This window comes from Brevibacterium sp. FME17 (assembly GCF_014897515.1).
GTDB lineage: Bacteria > Actinomycetota > Actinomycetes > Actinomycetales > Brevibacteriaceae > Brevibacterium.
In genome coordinates this window covers 1-17,084 of the sequence record NZ_JABUYD010000040.1, presented here as the reverse complement: position 1 = coordinate 17,084, position 17,084 = coordinate 1, and the positions used below count along the sequence as shown (strand labels likewise).

Here is a 17,084-nt window from a genome sequence, read left to right as displayed (position 1 = left end):
CGAACGGAAATCGCTGCTGTTCTCGAATAGATCGTCGACCATATACGCGACTTCGGGTTGTCCGAAGTGTGGTGCAGCTTCCGCACGAAATTGAGCTAGGAATCGGTGGCTATCGGTGTCCCAGTCGGGCATCAGTCGGCGAACAGAGTCTTCCGTGAAGATCATTGAGATTAGGTTTCGTTCTTCTGCTGGTACCTGCGCTACTCGTGGGAATAGTGATTGGTAGGCGCTGTTCCATCCGGCGAAAAACCAGTCGGTGTAGATTGCGTAGGCAGGGTTTGGATTGATGGAATCCATCAACTGCTGAACTGATTCGGGCAGCGTTTCCAGGTTTCTGTCGCGGCTTGGTTGAGGAGCGCCAGAATAACCGGCTAAATGAAGGACGTAACTACGTTCTTGTTCATTCAATTGCAATGCGTTGGAGATGGAGAGAAGTACCGCCCTCGATGGCTGGATTGTTCGTGCTTGCTCCAGCCAGGTGTACCACGTCATGCTCACCGAGGCGTGATACGACACTTCCTCGCGGGATAATCCGACTGTGCGACCACGAGGACCAAGTGGCAAGTTCAGTATGTCACGAGGAAGCCCCTTTCGTTTTTGTTTGAGAAAGGCTGCTAATGCAGATCGGCGTTTCGCAGATTCGTCTTCGTTCTCGTTCATAGCGATCGATCCCCTCGGGTGGTGCCGCAAGTACTAGTAGCGCTACAGCGTTGTAGGCATAGACCATGTATAGCAAAGTTTGTACTCAGCCTTCGAAGCGATAGCGCGGGCCCAATGCGAAGAGACTACACGAAGCGATACACGAGGAGTTCCATGTCATCTAGTACTCGCACCAACTCAAATACGAAGCGGTCGACTTTGAAGCCTCGTTCACGTGATGTCACTGATGGAATTGAGAAGGCAGCCGCGAGGGGAATGCTTCGCGGGGTTGGACTTGACGATGCTGATTTTGACAAACCTCAAATTGGTATTGGTTCGAGTTGGAATGAAATCACACCGTGTAACCTCTCGTTGCAGAGGCTTGCCGCCGCCGCCAAAGAGGGCGTCCGAGAATCCAGCGGAGTCGCACTTGAGTTTGGCACGATCTCTGTTTCGGACGGAATTTCCATGGGACATAACGGAATGCACTATTCGCTGGTCTCGCGCGAGGTCATCGCTGATTCTGTTGAAACCGTGGTCGAAGCCGAGAGGCTCGATGGAACAGTGCTCTTCGCTGGGTGTGACAAATCACTTCCGGGAATGATGATGGCAGCCGCGCGTCTGGGACTGGCATCAGTCTTCGTCTATGCCGGCACATCTCTACCTGGTTTGGCCAGAATGTTGGATGGCACGGATCGTGAAGTCACGATCATTGATGCCTTCGAAGCGATCGGTGCTTGCCAGGCAGGAAAGATCGAGCGGGGAGACGTCGATGCGATCGAACGATCCTATTGCCCGGGTGAAGGGGCTTGCGCTGGCATGTATACCGCGAACACGATGGCCAGCATGGGGGAAGCGTTGGGTCTTTCGTTGCCAGGTAGCGCTTCGCCGCCGGCAGTCGACAAGCGCAGAACTGTTGTGGCACGAGACTCCGGCACAGCTGTCATGGAGATGATTCGGAACGGTATGACCGTGCGAGATGTGCTTACCCGTGAGGCATTTGAGAACGCGATAACTGTTTTGATGTCGTTAGGCGGGTCGACCAACGCTGTGCTTCACCTTCTGGCCATAGCAAATGAAGCTAACGTGTCTCTGACTTTGAACGATTTTGGGGCAATTTCTGATCGCACACCGCTGTTATCAGACGTAAAACCCTTCGGTCGCCACGTCATGCGTGACGTCGACCGAGTTGGCGGTATCCCTGTGATCATGCGGGCGCTTCTCGATGCTGATCTGCTCCATGGGGATTGCCTAACAGTGACTGGACGCACGGTCGCCGAGAACCTCGAAGACATTGACCCTCCTTCACCCGATGGCAAAGTCCTATACACCACCGGGAAGCCGTACCGTGCAACTGGCGGACTTACAATTTTGCGCGGGACCTTGGCACCGGACGGAGCAGTCGCAAAGGCTGCGGGTTTCTCCTATGAGAAATTCGATGGGACAGCGCGGGTCTTCGAGGGTGAACGTGAATGTCTCGATGCCCTTTCCACTGGCGAAATTACAGCCAACACAGCAGTCATCATTCGCGGTGAGGGGCCGAAAGGTGGCCCAGGCATGAGAGAGATGCTTGCGGTCACCGGTGCGATAAAGGGAGCGGGACTAGGCGCGACCACGTTACTGATCACTGATGGTCGCTTTTCGGGAGGAACCACGGGAAACTGTGTGGCTCACGTGGCTCCAGAAGCGGCGTCCGGTGGTCCGATCGATCTTGTACGTGATGGGGACACAATTAAACTCAACTTGAACGAGCGCCGCCTTGACCTCGAAGTCGACAAGAGCGAATTGCTCGTACGTTCCGCCAATCGCGTCGCTCACAAGAGCTCAAGTCGGGGAGTATTGGCCAAATATGCAGCCCTTGTCGGAACAGCTTCCAAAGGTGCGGTTTGTCTTCCGTCAAACCACGTGTGAGTGACAGAGCTGCCAACTATTTCGAACTTTGACAAATTCCGAGAGGACACTCAATGTAGCTCAGCCTCTGGGAAAGACCCGACCTGAAAAGTTCCACGGTAACGGCAGCCCCAGACGAGTCCGGCAGCAAGGTGGTGTTACACGTGAGACGGAGGACTTAGCGGACGTGTCTCACGCTCACATATCGCACGTATCCGATCAGCTTCGCCATGGGCCGCTCCTGTGTGTCTCGTAACCAACTACGTGCACGCCTTGTGCAGCATCAGGTTACAAGACATAGTTCTAAGAATCTGAGGGTTCGGACGTAGCCCCGGAAATCCGCGATTGCCACCTCAATCGACAACAGCGAATTTTCAGACCGGTGAGACGCCTCAATTCCCACGGGATATGAGGCGCTTGAAAGGTTGGCGCCCCCGACCGGATCCCTCCGTCGGGCGGGTATTGCCATCCTGCCGGTTCGACCGAACAATGGAAGCATGAACTTCGACGACGACAGCGGCCCGATTACTCCTGCCCAAGAGACGTGGCTGAGGGAATTCAACGAAGCGTTCTCCTCGCTTCCGTCGTCGGCAGACCTTGATCTTGCCGAGGGCGGCATCGACGTCGAACCTTTGCCAATTGACCAGCTGCGCCGCGAGTCTGCGTACTCTCATATGCTCGCGGGCATCGATGTCATGGACTACGAGGTACAGAAAGCGAAAGCTATTCGGGACCTCCAGCAGTGCAGCGTCAGGGACCAGAGACGATCCACTTTCGCAGATCTTCGGGCTGTCGTCGCCCTTTCGCCAGTGTTGACGACAGTGCTGACTGAAGACGCTGCCGATGACCTTCTCGACCGACTGGCCCCTCTTGTCCGGCCCGCGTCGAGTCAGCTCGCCCAAGCCCGGATGATGGTCAAGGTCGCCGCCCGCAGAGCCATTTCCACTGACGACGGGATCGGATCATTCGGACATCGAGGGCGCGGGGAACTCGACCACACAGTCATCGGTGACGACTGTGGAAACAACGTCACGCCCTTGCGTCGGAAATAGTGATTCAGGAGCCTCGCGGAGCCAACCACTCGGACTGCGCCCCCTCAAACGCCACAAATCATTCGTGAGAGAGGAAGGGACTACACACCCGACCCTTTTCCAACATCGCCCTCCATTTGTGGGTAATGGTCCGGTCAGCTGACCGGATATCGCTGCTGAGACTCGAAGCGCAAGGACGCCCTCGCAATGGCATACCTCTTAGAAGTTCCACCGTCCTGCCGCCGGGGTTGGGCCGATCCAGCATCGTCAGGCATTCTCACAGCAGTATCACGATTCCAACGTATGAATCAGCTCAAACGCTGGTCAGGGCAGGCCGAAGGTCAAGTAGCGTTCACAAGTTGAACGAAACGGTCGACATAACCCCTGATAAACGTCTCTGTCCTGTCTTGGGCGATGGTGCCAGTCTCATCCAGAAGCGTTGGTGACTGACCGAGAAACACCTCGGGTTGACCGGGAGTGGGCATATCGAAATAGGACAGAGCCAAGCGAAGGTTCTTCTGCGAGCTGTAGCCTCCCATCCGCCCGACGGAGTGACTGATGATCCCTGCGGGCAGATTCTTCCATACGACGTCGCTGTTAGGTTTGGACCCAATGTCGATGGCGTTCTTCAGGCAGGCAGGAATCGTGCGGTTGTTCTCGGCGGTGACGAAGAGGACACCGTCGGAGGCTTTGATGGTCTCGCGAAACTGCGTGTACTCACCCGGAGTCGGTTTGTCTACAACGTCGGGATCGTCGTAGTCGAAGTCATAGAGTGGTAGATCGCGGATTTCGACGATGTTCGCGTTATACCCTTCGGGGAAGTAGTCGATCACGTTGTGAGCTATTTTCCGTGCAAAGGAGGCGCGCCTGAGGCTGCCAATGAGCACTGAGATGTTCTTCGTCATAGAGTGGATTCCTTCGATAGTTGGGTGCGAATGTCTTGACACGGTCGTCTAGAAGTCCCAATCGTCATCACTTGTGTTTTCGCCTTTGCCGATGACGTAGGAAGATCCCGAGCCGGAGAAGAAGTCATGGTTCTCGTCCGAGCCGGGTGCTAAAGCAGCAAGAATCTCTGGATTGACTTCGGTCTCCTCCGCCGAGAATCGGGCGGGATAGCCGAGGTTCATGAGCGCTTTGTTCGCGTTATAGCGCACGAAGACGGCAACGTCGTCCATGAGACCAAGTGGTTGGTACAACTCACCGGAATACGCCAGTTCCAGTTCGTAGAGTTCCTCGAGAAGTTCGAAGGTGAAGTCGCGCATGTGTTCCTGCTCTGACGTCGAACGAGTCTCTAGCCCGCGTTGATACTTGTACCCGGAGTAGTAACCGTGAACGGCTTTGTCTCGCAGAATCAGCCGAATCATGTCAGCCGTATTGGTCAGAGTTGCATGCACGGAGAAATGAAGCGGCAGATAGAACCCGGCGTAGAGCAACAGTGAAGACAGCAAGGTCGAGGACACCTTGCGTTTGAGCGGGTCGGGCCCGTAATAATGTGCCAACACTTTTTTGCACCGTTGCTGGAGAAATTCATTGTCGACTGCCCAGCGATATGCGTCGTCGATCTCGGCAGTGCTCGTCAAGGTGGAGAACACCGACGAATACGAGCGAGCATGAACGGACTGCATGAACGCAATGTTTGTATACACGGCTTCTTCGTGCTCGGTACGAGCGTCTTGGATCTGGCAGATCTCGCCGACAGTGGCCTGCACCGTGTCGAGCATTGTCAGCCCAGTGAATACCCGCATGGTCAGGGTGCGTTCCTCCTCAGTGAGCCTCTGCCAGGCCTGCAGGTCGTTGGACAACGGCACCTTCTCCGGCAGCCAGAAGTTAGCAGTGAGACGGTTCCATACTTCGAGATCCTTGTCATCACCAATACGATTCCAATTGATCGGTCGCAGCGGTGTAGTCGGATCATGGCGGTACGCTGGCGGAGTCGCGGACATCTCCGTGAGCGGAAGGTTGACATCAATCTGGGTCATTACAAATCCTTTGCAGGGAATAGGTGGGAGGTTAGAGGGCGCAGGAGACACAGTTTTCAATCTCGGTGCCTTCAAGCGCGGGCTGGCGCAGGCGGATGTAGTATAGGGTCTTGATCCCGGCTCGCCAGGCATAGATCTGTGCCTTGTTGATATCGCGAGTCGTGGCGGTGTCATGGAAGAACAGCGTCAGAGACAGACCTTGATCAACATGACGAGTGGCCGCTGCATAAGTATCGATGATCTTCTCGTAACCGACTTCGTAGGCGTCTTCAAAAAACTCACGATTGTCATCACTCATGTGCGGAGCTGGGTAATAAACACGGCCGAGTTTGCCTTCTTTGCGGATCTCGACCTTCGCCGCGATTGGGTGAATGGACGCGGTGGCATTGTTAACATAGGAGATAGACCCAGTCGGCGGAACTGCCTGCAAGTATGCGTTGTAAATCCCATACCTTCTGACAGAATCGCGAAGTAGCATCCAATCATCCCTAGTCGGAATGGCTATGCTGGCCTCGGCGAACAAGTCACGAACGCGCTGAGTGGCAGGCTGCCAGTTGCCCTCGGTGTACTTATCGAAGTAGGAGCCATCAGCATACGTCGAGTTCTCGAACCCAGTGAAGGCCTGGCCTCGTTCGATCGCGAGTCTGTTTGAGGTGCGAAGTGCGTGGTAGCTGACGGTGAGGAAATAGATGTCTGTGAAGTCGATCCCTTCTTCGGAGCCATAGTGGATGCGCTGGGAGGCGAGGTAGCCGTGCAGGTTCATCTGGCCTAGTCCGATCGCGTGGGAGGCGTCGTTGCCGGCAACGACTGAGGGAACAGCGACGATCTCGGTTTGGTCTGACACGCTGGTCAACGCTCGTACTGCGGCTTCAACAGTGGCGCCAAAGTCCGGTGATGCCATCGCCTGTGCGATGTTGATCGATCCGAGATTGCACGAGATGTCCCTTCCAACTTCCTGGTATGCAATAGCAGGGTCGTAGGTTGACGGCGTATTGACCTGGAGGATCTCGCTGCACAAGTTGGACATGTTGATCCATCCCTCGTTCGGGTTCGCACGGTTGACCGTGTCTTCGAACAGAACGTAGGGATAGCCTGATTCAAATTGCAGCTCGGCGAGAGTCTTGAAGAATTCTCGAGCGTTGATCGTTCTCTTCTGAATCCTTGGGTTGGCGACGAGATCGTCGTAGAGATCACCGACCGAAAGATCGGACAGCGATTTGCCATATTCTCGGCTGACGTCGTATGGGCTAAATAGGTGCATTTCCCTGTTTTCCTTCGCTAGTTGGAAGGTGATGTCGGGAATGACGACCCCGAGCGAGAGGGTCTTAATGCGAATCTTTTCGTCGGCATTCTCGCGTTTCGTGTCGAGGAATCCCAAAATGTCGGGGTGGTGGGCGTGGAGGTAGACCGCGCCTGCGCCTTGACGGGCACCGAGCTGGTTGGCGTAGGAGAATGAGTCTTCGAGGATCTTCATCACAGGCACGACTCCGGAGGCCTGGTTCTCGATTTGCTTGATCGGTGAGCCAGTCTCCCGCAAGTTAGTCAGCAACAAGGCGACGCCGCCGCCGCGTTTGGATAGTTGCAACGCGGAGTTGACGTTTCGACCTATGGACTCCAGGTTGTCCTCGACGCGAAGCAAGAAGCAGGAGACGAGTTCACCGCGCTGTGCTTTTCCTGCGTTGAGGAATGTTGGTGTGGCTGGTTGGAACCGGCCGGAAAGCATTTCCTCGACCAGCCAGTCGACCAAAGTCTCATCACCGCGTCCGAGGTAAAGAGCAGTTGCGACAACGCGATCGTCAAAACCTTCCAGATACGTCGTACCGTCAAAGGTCTTCAGTGCGTATGAGGTGAAGAATTTGAAGGCTCCGAGGAATGTGGCGAAGCGATGCCCCGTGGCCTTGGCCTTTTCGTACAGGGTGTCTAGGAAATCGGGTCTATAAACGTCAAGAAAGTCCTTTTCGTAGTAGTCATTGGCCACGAGCCAAGACAAACGCTGCTGCACTGAATCAAAAGCCCGCGTATTCGGGGCGACGTGTTGCTGAATGTACGCGACAACAGCTTCCTGATCCTTGTCGAATTGGATCGACCCGTCCGGGGCAAAGAGGTTGAGCTGTGCGTTGAGCGCATGATAGTCCTTCCTCGAGCCGATGCCGGTCTCTGCAGGGACGCCTGCAACGGTTGCTGTCATTCCATTTTCCTCTCATCGTTGACCTGATCCCAGAACCGGGTCAGACCGGTGTTGACGTTGTCGACGTCGTATTGGGTCCCAAGTAGCTCGAACCGGTAGAGCTCGGGCACCTTGCATTTGCGCGAGATCACCGGCCCGGCCAGGCAGTAATGTTCACCGAAGTTCGTGTTGCCCGCTGTGATCACCCCTTGGAGCAAGTCCCGGTTGGTGGGGTCATTGAGGAATGTGATCACTTGTTTGGGCACCGCGCCGGCATGCTCACCTCCGCCATAGGTCGGCACGACCAGCACGAACGGCCGGCATACACGGATCATGCCTTCCTTCCTGGGCCGCAGAGGGATCCTTATCGCAGGCCGGTTAAGCCGCTGGACGAAACGATGCGTATTCTCTGACACGCTCGAGAAGTACACGAGATCCACTGACTGCTCAGGACTGAGCACCGTTAGCCGAGGCGTAGCCTCATCTGAGCCCGGTACATCTAGCATGAGAGCTCCTCCCCTAAGCGATCCGCGGACCTCTGGCCACGGGCTCCATTTGGCCTTGATACGGCAGCACGAATCATTTGTACCACCGACCCCGTACTGTTGTCTACGTGGTAACGTATCTTCAACTACGTACAGACGTACTCTACCGTGGCGATGTTTAGGAGCTTGTTCATGCAAGAGCGCAGCGAGGGCACCTGGCTGGAGGCGATCGCACTATTTGAAACCGTGCGAAAGGGTCATCAAGCAGCCTCAGCTCAACTTTTGTCGACTGCAACGGAGCCAGACATCGTGATGCTCCATCTACTGCGCATGCTTGGGGTCTATTTGCGCGGTGAGGACAAGGACAAGCTTGAGAGATTCGTTGCAGCCGCCCGCCGTGCAGGCCCACCCCCGCTTCCCGGCCCGGGGGCTCGGGGGCCTCTTCCCGATTGATGGCGGGCGATGCATAAAGCATAGCTACGCCGCGCGCGAGCTTTCCACGCTCGGAAGTCTCAGATGATAGTCACTTGTGCTGGAATGCTGAGCCTCTCAGTTGGCGCCCTCAGCCAAATAGAGACTAACAACAGACACGTACAGTGCGTCGGATGCACTTCTACCTAGCACCACGGCCGGACCGGTACCTCCGACTCGGACGTTCAATGCATCGGAGAACGGAGCACCATTGTCGACTTCGAGTCTGACACCGACTCCGATTCCGTTCTCCGCAAAGAACTTCAGCAGTGCAGGATCCGAATCCGAGGTTCGTTCGACCACGACAATTTTGCCCGCACCTACCTCGGTGAGCTTCTTGGCGTCTGGGATCTCAATAGATCCATCAGCAGCAGGAATTGGATCGCCATGGGGATCGCGAGTGGGGAATTCGAGTAGGGCATCGATCCTGTCGATCATGAAGTCGGAGACAGCGTGTTCGAGAATTTCTGCCTCATTGTGAATCTGGTCCCACGAATAGCGGAGAACATCAACCAGGAATGATTCGATCAAACGATGACGGCGCACCATTTCCAGTGCATAGGACCGCCCGATTTCAGTCAGCTCGACAGCTCCATAAGGAGTATGGGCCAACAGTCCTTGCGCGGTCAGTCTCCGCACTGCGTCGGAGGTAGACGACAGCTTCAAACCCGTTCGTTCCGCAATCAGCGAAGCTGTGACGGGGTTGGACGACCACTCGGTCAGCCCCCAGACCGCCTTGAGATAGTTCTGGGCACTTGTTGACAACTCAGAAACAGACACGTTGATAGAATACATGCCAACTCTCAACAACGCCGGGACGCCACTGCGAAATACGCTGCGCCGTACTCCATCCTTGCCGCTACTTCAGATCGCGGTCGATTTGAGCGGTGCATCTGTTCGTCGGGCTACCGGCCCTCGCTAGCCGCGAGGTCGACCCCCAGCAGGAGCCACGCTTTGGATCTGATTCTCTCAACCACGATACGCGAGCATACCCGGAGCAGTCCTCCGCTCTTCCTCTGCTCGGAGCGTCGAGCCACTGTAACAACCCACGTCAGTAATGAGTATGACGGGACTATCACTTGCAGACATCGGCTTGACGCCCTCGGTGGCGGTCAAGGAATCAACGACCGACGACCAGACCGGCCAGCCGAAGAAGACGGCCAAGAAGCCGCTGATCGGGCCAATGCCCATTGAGCCCGGCTCGGTCTTCGCCCACGCCCTCTACAACGTCTGGAAGGGCACCAGGACCACCATCATCAAGTCACCTCCCGGTGCTGGCAAGTCCACCCTTGTCGCCCGACTGGCCTACTACCTCCATTCGGAGCTGCCGACACTGCCAGTGACAGTGGTGACACCCACCAATGGCTCCGGCCAGGCACTCATCACCCGCATTGCCGAGGCATTCGGTTCCGATTCCGTCGTGGCCGCGTCGTCGAAGATCATGCCCGAAGCCTGGGCTGAGCGCGTCGGGTTCGGCAGCGCATTGGGCACCGGTGCTATTGCCGTTCAGACCATCGCCTCTGCTGGCATGAGTCGGAAGAACACTGAGAAGGGCGACGGTGGCCTCTACATCGTCGACGAGGCCTACCAGTCCTCGTTCTCAGACACCATTGCCGCAATCGACAAGGCTGATCAGGTGCTCTTCGTGGGAGATCCCGGCCAGATCGGTCCAGTCGTGACTGTCGACACCACAGTCTTCGACCGTGCTCACACTCCCCCGCACATTCCGGCACCGATCGCGTTTGAGCGTGATCCCGAAGCTGTTGTCCTGTCGCTGGACCACACCTACCGTCTTGGCCAGACCACAACTGACATCATTCAGCACTTCTACGACTTCCCATTCGACTCCAAGCGCTCAGAGAAGTACGTCGAAGGTCATGCCGAGGTCGAGACCTCCGTTGTCGCCACAGCCCCAGTCGCCCACGATCCAGACCTCCTCGATGAGGTCTGTGACAAGGTCGTCGAGCTGTTGGGCAAGAAGTACGTTCAAGTCGACGACGAAGGCAACGCCGAGGACATGTATCTCGCTGCTCGCCACATGGCCGTTGTGGTCGCTCATAATGCCCAGCGGTCCTATATTGAATCGCGGCTGGCAGGATTGCTCGACCCTTATGACAGTGCCATGATCACTGTCGGTACGGCTGACAGTCTCCAAGGTGGCCAATGGCCAGCTGTGGTCGCCCTTGATCCGTTCGCCGGGGTCAAGGCCGTCACCGATCACCATTCGTCGCCGGGTCGCCTGTGCGTGATGCTTTCGCGTCACACCGCGCACCTGTCGTTCATCACATGTGAGGATTGGAAGCTGTCGATCGCATCGGCCGATGTCTCCAGCTCGGAGCGCAAGGCCCATCGGAAAGTGCGACGGATGCTCATCAACGCCTGAGGGCTATTGAGCAATAGAAAAGGCCGACCAGCGATTGCGCCGGTCGGCCTTTTCGTTGTCGCCATCCTGAGCTGGTGCAGTGAGCATCTCCATGCATTCGAATGATTGGGGTCAACTAGTTCGTTATCGGACCGATGAGATCGTTGACGTGCCAATATTTGATTGCCTGGCGCTCACTGCTCACCACACCGTCTCAGGCTGGTTGTCTTTCATTCTTCAACATCAGCGTCCATCGCCCAAATCTCGTCGTCGCCTGCCTTGGGAACGGTCCACACATCGTCATCGACGGCACCGTCTACGGCGTTGACTGGCGCTGCTTTGATCGCCTCGCTCTCTTCAATGTTGGCCGAGGCCGGCGCCTGTCCTTTCGGCACGAGAGTGGCCTTCTTCGACTTGTGGATCGTCTTCTCGCCGCAATCCATACTCATGCGGCATCTGGAGCCGTAGTCGTTGGCCGAATAGCAGTGTTCGCCACACGTCGAGCAGTAGATGAGGTGGACGAGCGGTGCGGCCGTCAGTGGAGCCAGCATCGCCGAGTGCTTTGTCATGGCTTCCATCTGCCAGTCGGTGAGCAGCGTTTTGCGAATCCCCTGAACTGCGTTGTTATCCCCGCGATCAAGCGCCCGATTGAGGTCAGGCAATGACTTTGCCTTTGTTCGTGACAATAGAGTCAGCACGACCCCGGCAATGCGGATGACCTCCGGGCCCTCGTCTGCCGTGGCGATGTACTGAGCCGATTTCAAGAAGTCCATACCTTGTCCTATGCCTTAACTAGCCATCGCAGTCGCGCGTTCGGCCCGCCATTGGGCGAGCTTGCCCTTCTTCTCCCCGATGATCGCCTGGTCAACGACATCGACGATGATGTCCGTCAGCGACATGGCCGCACCTTTAGTCCCAGTGGTGACCATGTTGTCGCCTCCGACGACTACGTCTTCAAGTATTGACCCCTTGGTCTCCAGGGAGGCGTGGAGCCGCTCGTCAAGTGTGTCGACAGCTGCATAGGCGGTGACGATGACGGGCCGGGTCTGACCGATCCTTGCCGCGCGATCTTCGGCCTGCGAGATCTGGGGCGGGCGCCAGTCAGTTTCAGCGAAAATCATGTCTGATGACCGAGTGAGCGTGATGGCGGTGTTGGCAGCGGTGATCGAGGCGATGAGCACCCCAACTCCCCCGGCTTGGAAGGAGTCAATGATGCCGTCGCGTTCTTCAGGTCCAGTCTTTCCACTGATGAGGCGGACGTCTGGAACCTTCTCGGCAGCCAGCTTATCCATCATGGCCTCGGCGACATCTTTGTGATGAACCCAGGTGATGAGGGGCCGGTCGTAAGTGTCATCGTCGGCTTCGGTGGTTGATTCCAGATGTTCGGTAATGGCCTCGGAGACGATGTCGACCTTGGCCATTCCTGCCGCCCGGCGCAACGGCGATGAAAGGCTGATGAGGTCCGGAAGTTCGGCCATCAGGGCTTCGACGCTGGGCCACCGACCCTTGGTTTCATGGAATTCGGCAGCGACCTCGCCGATCTTCATCAGCAACTCACGGTGGGCCTGTCGGTAGTCACGCATGGGGACATCGATCCACTCGACGCGGCGGGTCTTCTTCGGTAGGAACGGCAGCACATCACCTTTGGTACGCCGCACCCACACGTGTGCATCAAGGATCCGGCCAAGTTTCGGCAGTTTCTTCTTCACCGGCATGAACGCATTGAACCGGTTGCGGGAGCAGTACTCGTTGAGGAAGGCGTCTTTTCCGCCGAAGACCGGAGAGAGGTGGCCGGTGATCTCAAGTTGATTGGCCAACTGGTCTGGTGACCCATCGAGCGGGGTGCCGGAGAGGCCAATCGTGAGATTCTGGGTGGCATAGGAGAGTCTGCGCACCGCCGTCGACTTCCCAGCCTCCCACGTTTTCTGCCTGTGGATCTCATCGACGATGAGCACTTCAGGGGACCACTTCTGCAAGTCAGAGAGCACCTGTGGGCGTGAGCGAAGCATGTCGTCGGAGACGATGACGATTCCAGCCTCGGGGAAGTCTTTGACTTTGCGGCTGGAGACAATCTTGTTGATCGGCAAGGCCTCGAACTCACCGTCGTCACCGTGAATCGGGAAGTGGGCTGCGCTAAATCCCCCGTCGTCCTTGGGCTGACCAGACTCCGTCACGGTGACGTCCCTGCCGATAGCACCGGCACAAGCGTGGGCCAGGCCGGAGAAAGTAGTCTCGCGTTCCCAGTTGGTCAGGGATACAGGAGGGCCGACAACAACAACTCGAGACGGCTTGACGATGGCGGCTGCGGCCAAAGCAGAGCGGGTGTTGTGAACCCACATGCCTTCGGCGACGTAGGAGCGTGTGCTTGGAATCGTCAGGTCATAGATGAAGCCGCGGAAGTCTTGAGTCTCGTGCACGGATGTCACGCCAACGCTTGTGGTGTTCGAGCTCTCATCCTGGCCCAAGTGATTCGGCACGCAGATCTCATCCGTCCCGGCGACGATTGCCGAAGCCATCTTCCAGCCGCTTGGAGTGAGGAACTTGTGCCTGGGCGAGCAAGTCAGGCGTGTGCCATTGTCAGCATCGATCGTGAACATGCGGCCCCGATAGGATTGACGGTAGAGATGGCTGGCCGAGGCCCAACGAGATTGACCGGTTGAGGCGTCAATGCTCAGCACCGTGATCTCGTTGTCCGAAAGGTCGATGAGTTCGCCGTTGTCGCCGTCCGGGTCGACATATGACCGACGTTGTCGGGCAGCCCACAATCGTTGAATCTCGTGCCCACCGTTGATGGTTTCGACTCTCGACTGCCCGACAACGCACTTCCCGAGGCCGGGTTCGTCCGCGATATAGCCTTGTCCAGATGCGGCCGCCAGGGCGCCAAGGCGCTGGTAGGCGAAGAGATCAAGTCCGAACCAATCAGGCACGTCACCGACGTGGCCGATGAGCTCGTTCATGTGTTCGCCGGCTTCAGCGGAGTCTTTGGCTGAAGCCAAGACAGTCACCGACTCAGCAACTGCCTCATCGACTCTCACACGGCCTTTGGCGTCACGGGCAGCTTCGATGGTCTCGTCGTCGAAGTCGATACCTTCGATGGGTTGACCTGCGCGAAGGATGTCGGCCACAGGGATCGTGAAACGCTGCCTCTCCCGGTCCCAGGATGCCGAGAGTCCAAGTAGGGCCAGGGTGGGTTCGTACCCGAGCAGTCGTGGTCGGATGAAGACTTCACGCTTGTTCTTGGCTAGTTTGCTCACCGGTTCGACTAGATCATCGAGGTCGATGATGTCTGCGAACTCGTCATCGCCGAGGTCAATGGTGAACCCGGCGCGAGTGAAGCGTTTCTGTGGGTTGATCCCGGTGCCGGTGATGATCCATTCGCCGTCGTCGGGAGACCATCGGCGTGATGGCATCGACTTGATGAAATCGATGAGGGAATGGCCGGGCTTCTGAGCGTGCTCGGCCTCGCGGTCGAATGCAGCGTGAAGCTCGGGCTGTCGCAGAGTGCCCTCGATTCTCAGTCGCGCCTTCATGACCGACCCCGCTGGGAAGACTGTCCGGCCAACCACGACACAGCTTCATCGGTGGATGAGAGTTTCGTGCCGAAGGGCTTGATGATCTGCTTGTAGTAGCGATAGGACGGGTTGCGCTTGTTCGTCAGGTCCGATTTCGGAGAGATTCGCGGATCGAGGAGGGCAACCATGCCAGTGTCGGTGATTGAACGGATGAGCCTGCCAGCTGCTTGTTCGAGGAGGACGGCGGCATCGGAGCCGTAGACGTCGTCTTGTTCGAGAAAGCCGGAGACCCCGTCGGAGGAGATGAGGTCGGCTCTGGCATTGTCGACTGCGTTCATGGGTGCTCTGGGAATACGGTCGATGATGACCAGACTCAGTGCATCACCGGGGACGTCGAGGCCGGTCATCATGCCGCGAGTGGCAACGAGGACTGATGATTCGTTCGAGGTGAAGTTGTGCCTGAGCACGCTGGCCCCGGCTGAGGACCACTGATCGTAGACCGGAACGTCGAGGGCCGATCGCAGCGCGTGCGCATACGCTTTGCCGCCCTGGGCCGACGTCGCCAAGACGAGGGCAGATCCACCATTGGCGCGGATGAGTTCGGTCATCGTCTCGATCGACCAGGCCCGGTGCTTGGCGTAGTCGAGCTTCTTGCGCCTGCCGAATCCGCGGCAGAGCTTATCGGGGTCGACTCCCCCGTCGTCGTTGGAGACTCGTGGAGAGAAGAATGCGGAAGCAGCGTAGGCGTCGTCGAAGACAGATGCGTAGTCGATGACGTCGGTATCGAGGCCGATATCTCTGGGAAAAGTGCCCGGCAACGTGGCCGAAACGCAGGTGACCGACAGCGGGTAGGAATTGCCCTGCCGCCAGAAGGGCACGTCGCGAGCCTCCTGGTCTTCATCGTCTTCAATGTCACCGCGCTGGGCATCTTCTGCCGCTTGCGCCGCCAGTTCTGAGGGGTCGGCGGGCTCATAACCAGTGAAGACTCGTTCGCCGAGGATCTTGGCCACACCGACTGCTGAGGTGTTGAGACTCAGGCCTGAGTCGTCTTTGGCGATCCACCGTGCACGGCCAGGGCGGTGTTCAGTTGCTTGGATGAGCACGCTGCGCAGTTCGGCCAATTGGCGGATTGCAGAGGCCAGGCGATCGGAGCGACGCAGTTGGACGGGGCTCATAGTCTCCGACTTTCCCAGAGCGTTTTTCTCGGCCAGGAGTGCGTTTTTGGTCGTCGTTGCCCAGTTGTCGAATGAGGCGCGGAATCCTTCGGTTGGATCGGTGTCTTCGTCAATGGTCAGTTCGCCAGTTTCCTCGCCCATCATCTGGCCCAGGTGTGTGCGCATGAGGTCACGGACGACTGACGAGGCGTGGACGGCTTTGTCGGCGGCCTCGTCATCGTCGAGCAGCTTACTCACAGTGCTGGCGAGTTTGCCAATGATCTGCGAGGACACTGCGCCGGAGGCTTGCTTGCGGGTGATGGCTGGAAGTTCGTGGGCTTCGTCGATGATGAGGTGGTCGATGGGGCCGATGGTCTTGTTCGATACGATCACGGGCGCGTCGACGGCGGCTTGGATGGCCAGGAACGTGTGGTTGGTGACGATCACATCGGCATCAGCGGCTCTTTGCCGTGAAATGTTGGGCGGACAGATCGCGGCCAGAGGGCAGGTGGCGGGGCAATCGGTGCGCTGCTGGGTGGCGGAGAGCTTGACCGGTGTTGGCAGAGCGTGTGGGTAGTCGGAGAGATCGTGGACGTTGGGCCCACTCGTGTCGATGCCTGTTGTCGTCGCCCAGGTGTAGAAGTCACGTGTGGGTTCGTCGAGGAGTCCTTGGGATTCGGTGACGAACTTGTCCATGCGGCCTTTGACGAATTCCGCGTAGCCATCGGAGCTCTCGGCCTCGTTATCGTTGGTCAGAGGTGCTGTCAGACGTTCGATACCGTCGACGACGCTGGAATGTTTGGTCGACGCGGTGGTGTCGATGGCATCAGTGACTGAGAGCATGAGGGAACGAGGGCAGACATAGTTGCTGAAACCTTTGAGGACGGTGACCGCAGACTTGTCATAGCCGCCCTGGTCGAGGGCAGCGTTGATGTGCGGTGCGTCCTGGTCAACGATCTGTCGTTGCAGGGCAAGGTCTTTCGTCGACACGACGGTGCGGTGGCCGTACTTGGCGGCATGGAACATTGCAGGTGCCAGGTAGCCCAGAGACTTGCCGGTGCCAGTCTTGGCCCGACCCAGGAGTGCTGGCTGTGGCGCAGTCTCGGTCACAGCGGTCGAACGGTTGGTAATTGAGGTCGACATGACGTCAGCCACGTCGTCGCAGAGATCTTGCTGTCCACGTCTCGGGCTTCCTTTGGCGCCTAGCTTGTGGTCGACGGCGGCGGCGAGTAGGTCACTCGACGATTCGATCGAGCTGGTGTGAGCACCTGCGCCCACGGCGGAGGTGGCTTGGGCGCCTGTGCTCGGCTTCTCGGTCACTGTCGTTGCGGCCACGCTCTGCGGCCGTATGGTTTTGTGAGACAGGTTTTAAGGAGCACTCACAAACATGACCA

The 17,084-nt window shown here is 57.5% G+C and carries 12 protein-coding genes; 3 read left to right on the top strand and 9 right to left on the bottom strand.

The features are described 5' to 3' along the window. On the bottom strand, positions 1–660 hold a 660-nt coding region (locus tag INT40_RS19865), incomplete at its 3' end, for a helix-turn-helix transcriptional regulator (protein WP_193096817.1). A 153-nt stretch (positions 661–813) separates the two neighbouring features. Here INT40_RS19865 and ilvD point away from each other — a divergent pair. Together ilvD and INT40_RS19855 are read left to right on the top strand one after the other, a co-directional pair. After that, entirely contained in the window at positions 814–2,550 is a 1,737-nt protein-coding gene (gene ilvD, locus INT40_RS19860; RefSeq protein WP_193096816.1) for a dihydroxy-acid dehydratase, read from the top strand. Between the two features lie 476 nt (positions 2,551–3,026). Next, positions 3,027–3,581 (top strand): hypothetical protein, encoded by a 555-nt coding sequence (locus INT40_RS19855; protein ID WP_193070614.1) that lies wholly within the window; start codon positions 3,027–3,029, stop codon positions 3,579–3,581. Between the two features lie 320 nt (positions 3,582–3,901). On the opposite strand, the gene INT40_RS19850 is transcribed toward INT40_RS19855, so the two are convergent. From INT40_RS19850 to INT40_RS19830, 5 genes are all read right to left on the bottom strand, one after another. Then, entirely contained in the window at positions 3,902–4,465 is a 564-nt protein-coding gene (locus tag INT40_RS19850) for an NADPH-dependent FMN reductase (protein WP_193070615.1), read from the bottom strand. A 48-nt stretch (positions 4,466–4,513) separates the two neighbouring features. Beyond that, positions 4,514–5,503 carry a class 1b ribonucleoside-diphosphate reductase subunit beta gene (nrdF, locus tag INT40_RS19845; RefSeq protein ID WP_226831707.1) on the bottom strand — a complete coding sequence of 330 codons (990 nt, stop codon included), beginning with the start codon at positions 5,501–5,503 and terminating at the stop codon, positions 4,514–4,516. A gap of 67 nt (positions 5,504–5,570) precedes the next feature. Next, on the bottom strand, positions 5,571–7,727 hold the full coding sequence (nrdE, locus tag INT40_RS19840; RefSeq protein ID WP_193070617.1) for a class 1b ribonucleoside-diphosphate reductase subunit alpha: 2,157 nt from the start codon (positions 7,725–7,727) through the stop codon (positions 5,571–5,573). Beyond that, positions 7,724–8,212: a class Ib ribonucleoside-diphosphate reductase assembly flavoprotein NrdI gene (nrdI, locus tag INT40_RS19835; RefSeq protein WP_193070618.1), complete on the bottom strand. Its 489-nt coding sequence runs from the start codon at positions 8,210–8,212 to the stop codon at positions 7,724–7,726. The genes nrdE and nrdI overlap by 4 nt, the downstream gene beginning before the upstream one ends. A 528-nt stretch (positions 8,213–8,740) precedes the next feature. Continuing rightward, positions 8,741–9,442, bottom strand: coding sequence for a metal-dependent transcriptional regulator (locus INT40_RS19830; RefSeq protein WP_193070619.1), 702 nt, complete (start codon positions 9,440–9,442; stop codon positions 8,741–8,743). A 283-nt stretch (positions 9,443–9,725) separates the two neighbouring features. Here INT40_RS19830 and INT40_RS19825 point away from each other — a divergent pair, with 283 nt between their 5' ends. Further along, positions 9,726–11,045: an AAA family ATPase gene (locus INT40_RS19825; RefSeq protein ID WP_193070620.1), complete on the top strand. Its 1,320-nt coding sequence runs from the start codon at positions 9,726–9,728 to the stop codon at positions 11,043–11,045. Between the two features lie 209 nt (positions 11,046–11,254). Here the strand turns inward: INT40_RS19825 and INT40_RS19820 are convergent, their stop codons facing one another. The 3 genes from INT40_RS19820 to INT40_RS21280 are packed head-to-tail and all read right to left on the bottom strand — an operon-like array spanning position 11,255 to position 17,025. Next, positions 11,255–11,797: a hypothetical protein gene (locus INT40_RS19820; RefSeq protein WP_193070621.1), complete on the bottom strand. Its 543-nt coding sequence runs from the start codon at positions 11,795–11,797 to the stop codon at positions 11,255–11,257. Positions 11,798–11,812: 15 nt separating this feature from the next. Beyond that, on the bottom strand, positions 11,813–14,554 hold the full coding sequence (locus INT40_RS19815; protein ID WP_193070622.1) for a helicase-related protein: 2,742 nt from the start codon (positions 14,552–14,554) through the stop codon (positions 11,813–11,815). Next, entirely contained in the window at positions 14,551–17,025 is a 2,475-nt protein-coding gene (locus tag INT40_RS21280) for an ATP-dependent DNA helicase (protein ID WP_193096815.1), read from the bottom strand. The genes INT40_RS19815 and INT40_RS21280 overlap by 4 nt, the downstream gene beginning before the upstream one ends. Between the last annotated feature and the right edge of the window lie 59 nt (positions 17,026–17,084).

Excerpts from the sequence above, each read along its gene's own strand:
- nrdI (WP_193070618.1), bottom strand. The coding sequence starts at position 8,212 with ATGCTAGATGTACCGGGCTCAGATGAGGCTACGCCTCGGCTAACGGTG.
- INT40_RS19855 (WP_193070614.1), top strand. The coding sequence starts at position 3,027 with ATGAACTTCGACGACGACAGCGGCCCGATTACTCCTGCCCAAGAGACG.
- INT40_RS19815 (WP_193070622.1), bottom strand. The coding sequence starts at position 14,554 with ATGAAGGCGCGACTGAGAATCGAGGGCACTCTGCGACAGCCCGAGCTT.
- nrdF (WP_226831707.1), bottom strand. The coding sequence starts at position 5,503 with ATGTCCGCGACTCCGCCAGCGTACCGCCATGATCCGACTACACCGCTG.
- nrdE (WP_193070617.1), bottom strand. The coding sequence starts at position 7,727 with ATGACAGCAACCGTTGCAGGCGTCCCTGCAGAGACCGGCATCGGCTCG.
- INT40_RS19850 (WP_193070615.1), bottom strand. The coding sequence starts at position 4,465 with ATGACGAAGAACATCTCAGTGCTCATTGGCAGCCTCAGGCGCGCCTCC.
- INT40_RS19825 (WP_193070620.1), top strand. The coding sequence starts at position 9,726 with ATGACGGGACTATCACTTGCAGACATCGGCTTGACGCCCTCGGTGGCG.
- ilvD (WP_193096816.1), top strand. The coding sequence starts at position 814 with ATGTCATCTAGTACTCGCACCAACTCAAATACGAAGCGGTCGACTTTG.
- INT40_RS19820 (WP_193070621.1), bottom strand. The coding sequence starts at position 11,797 with ATGGACTTCTTGAAATCGGCTCAGTACATCGCCACGGCAGACGAGGGC.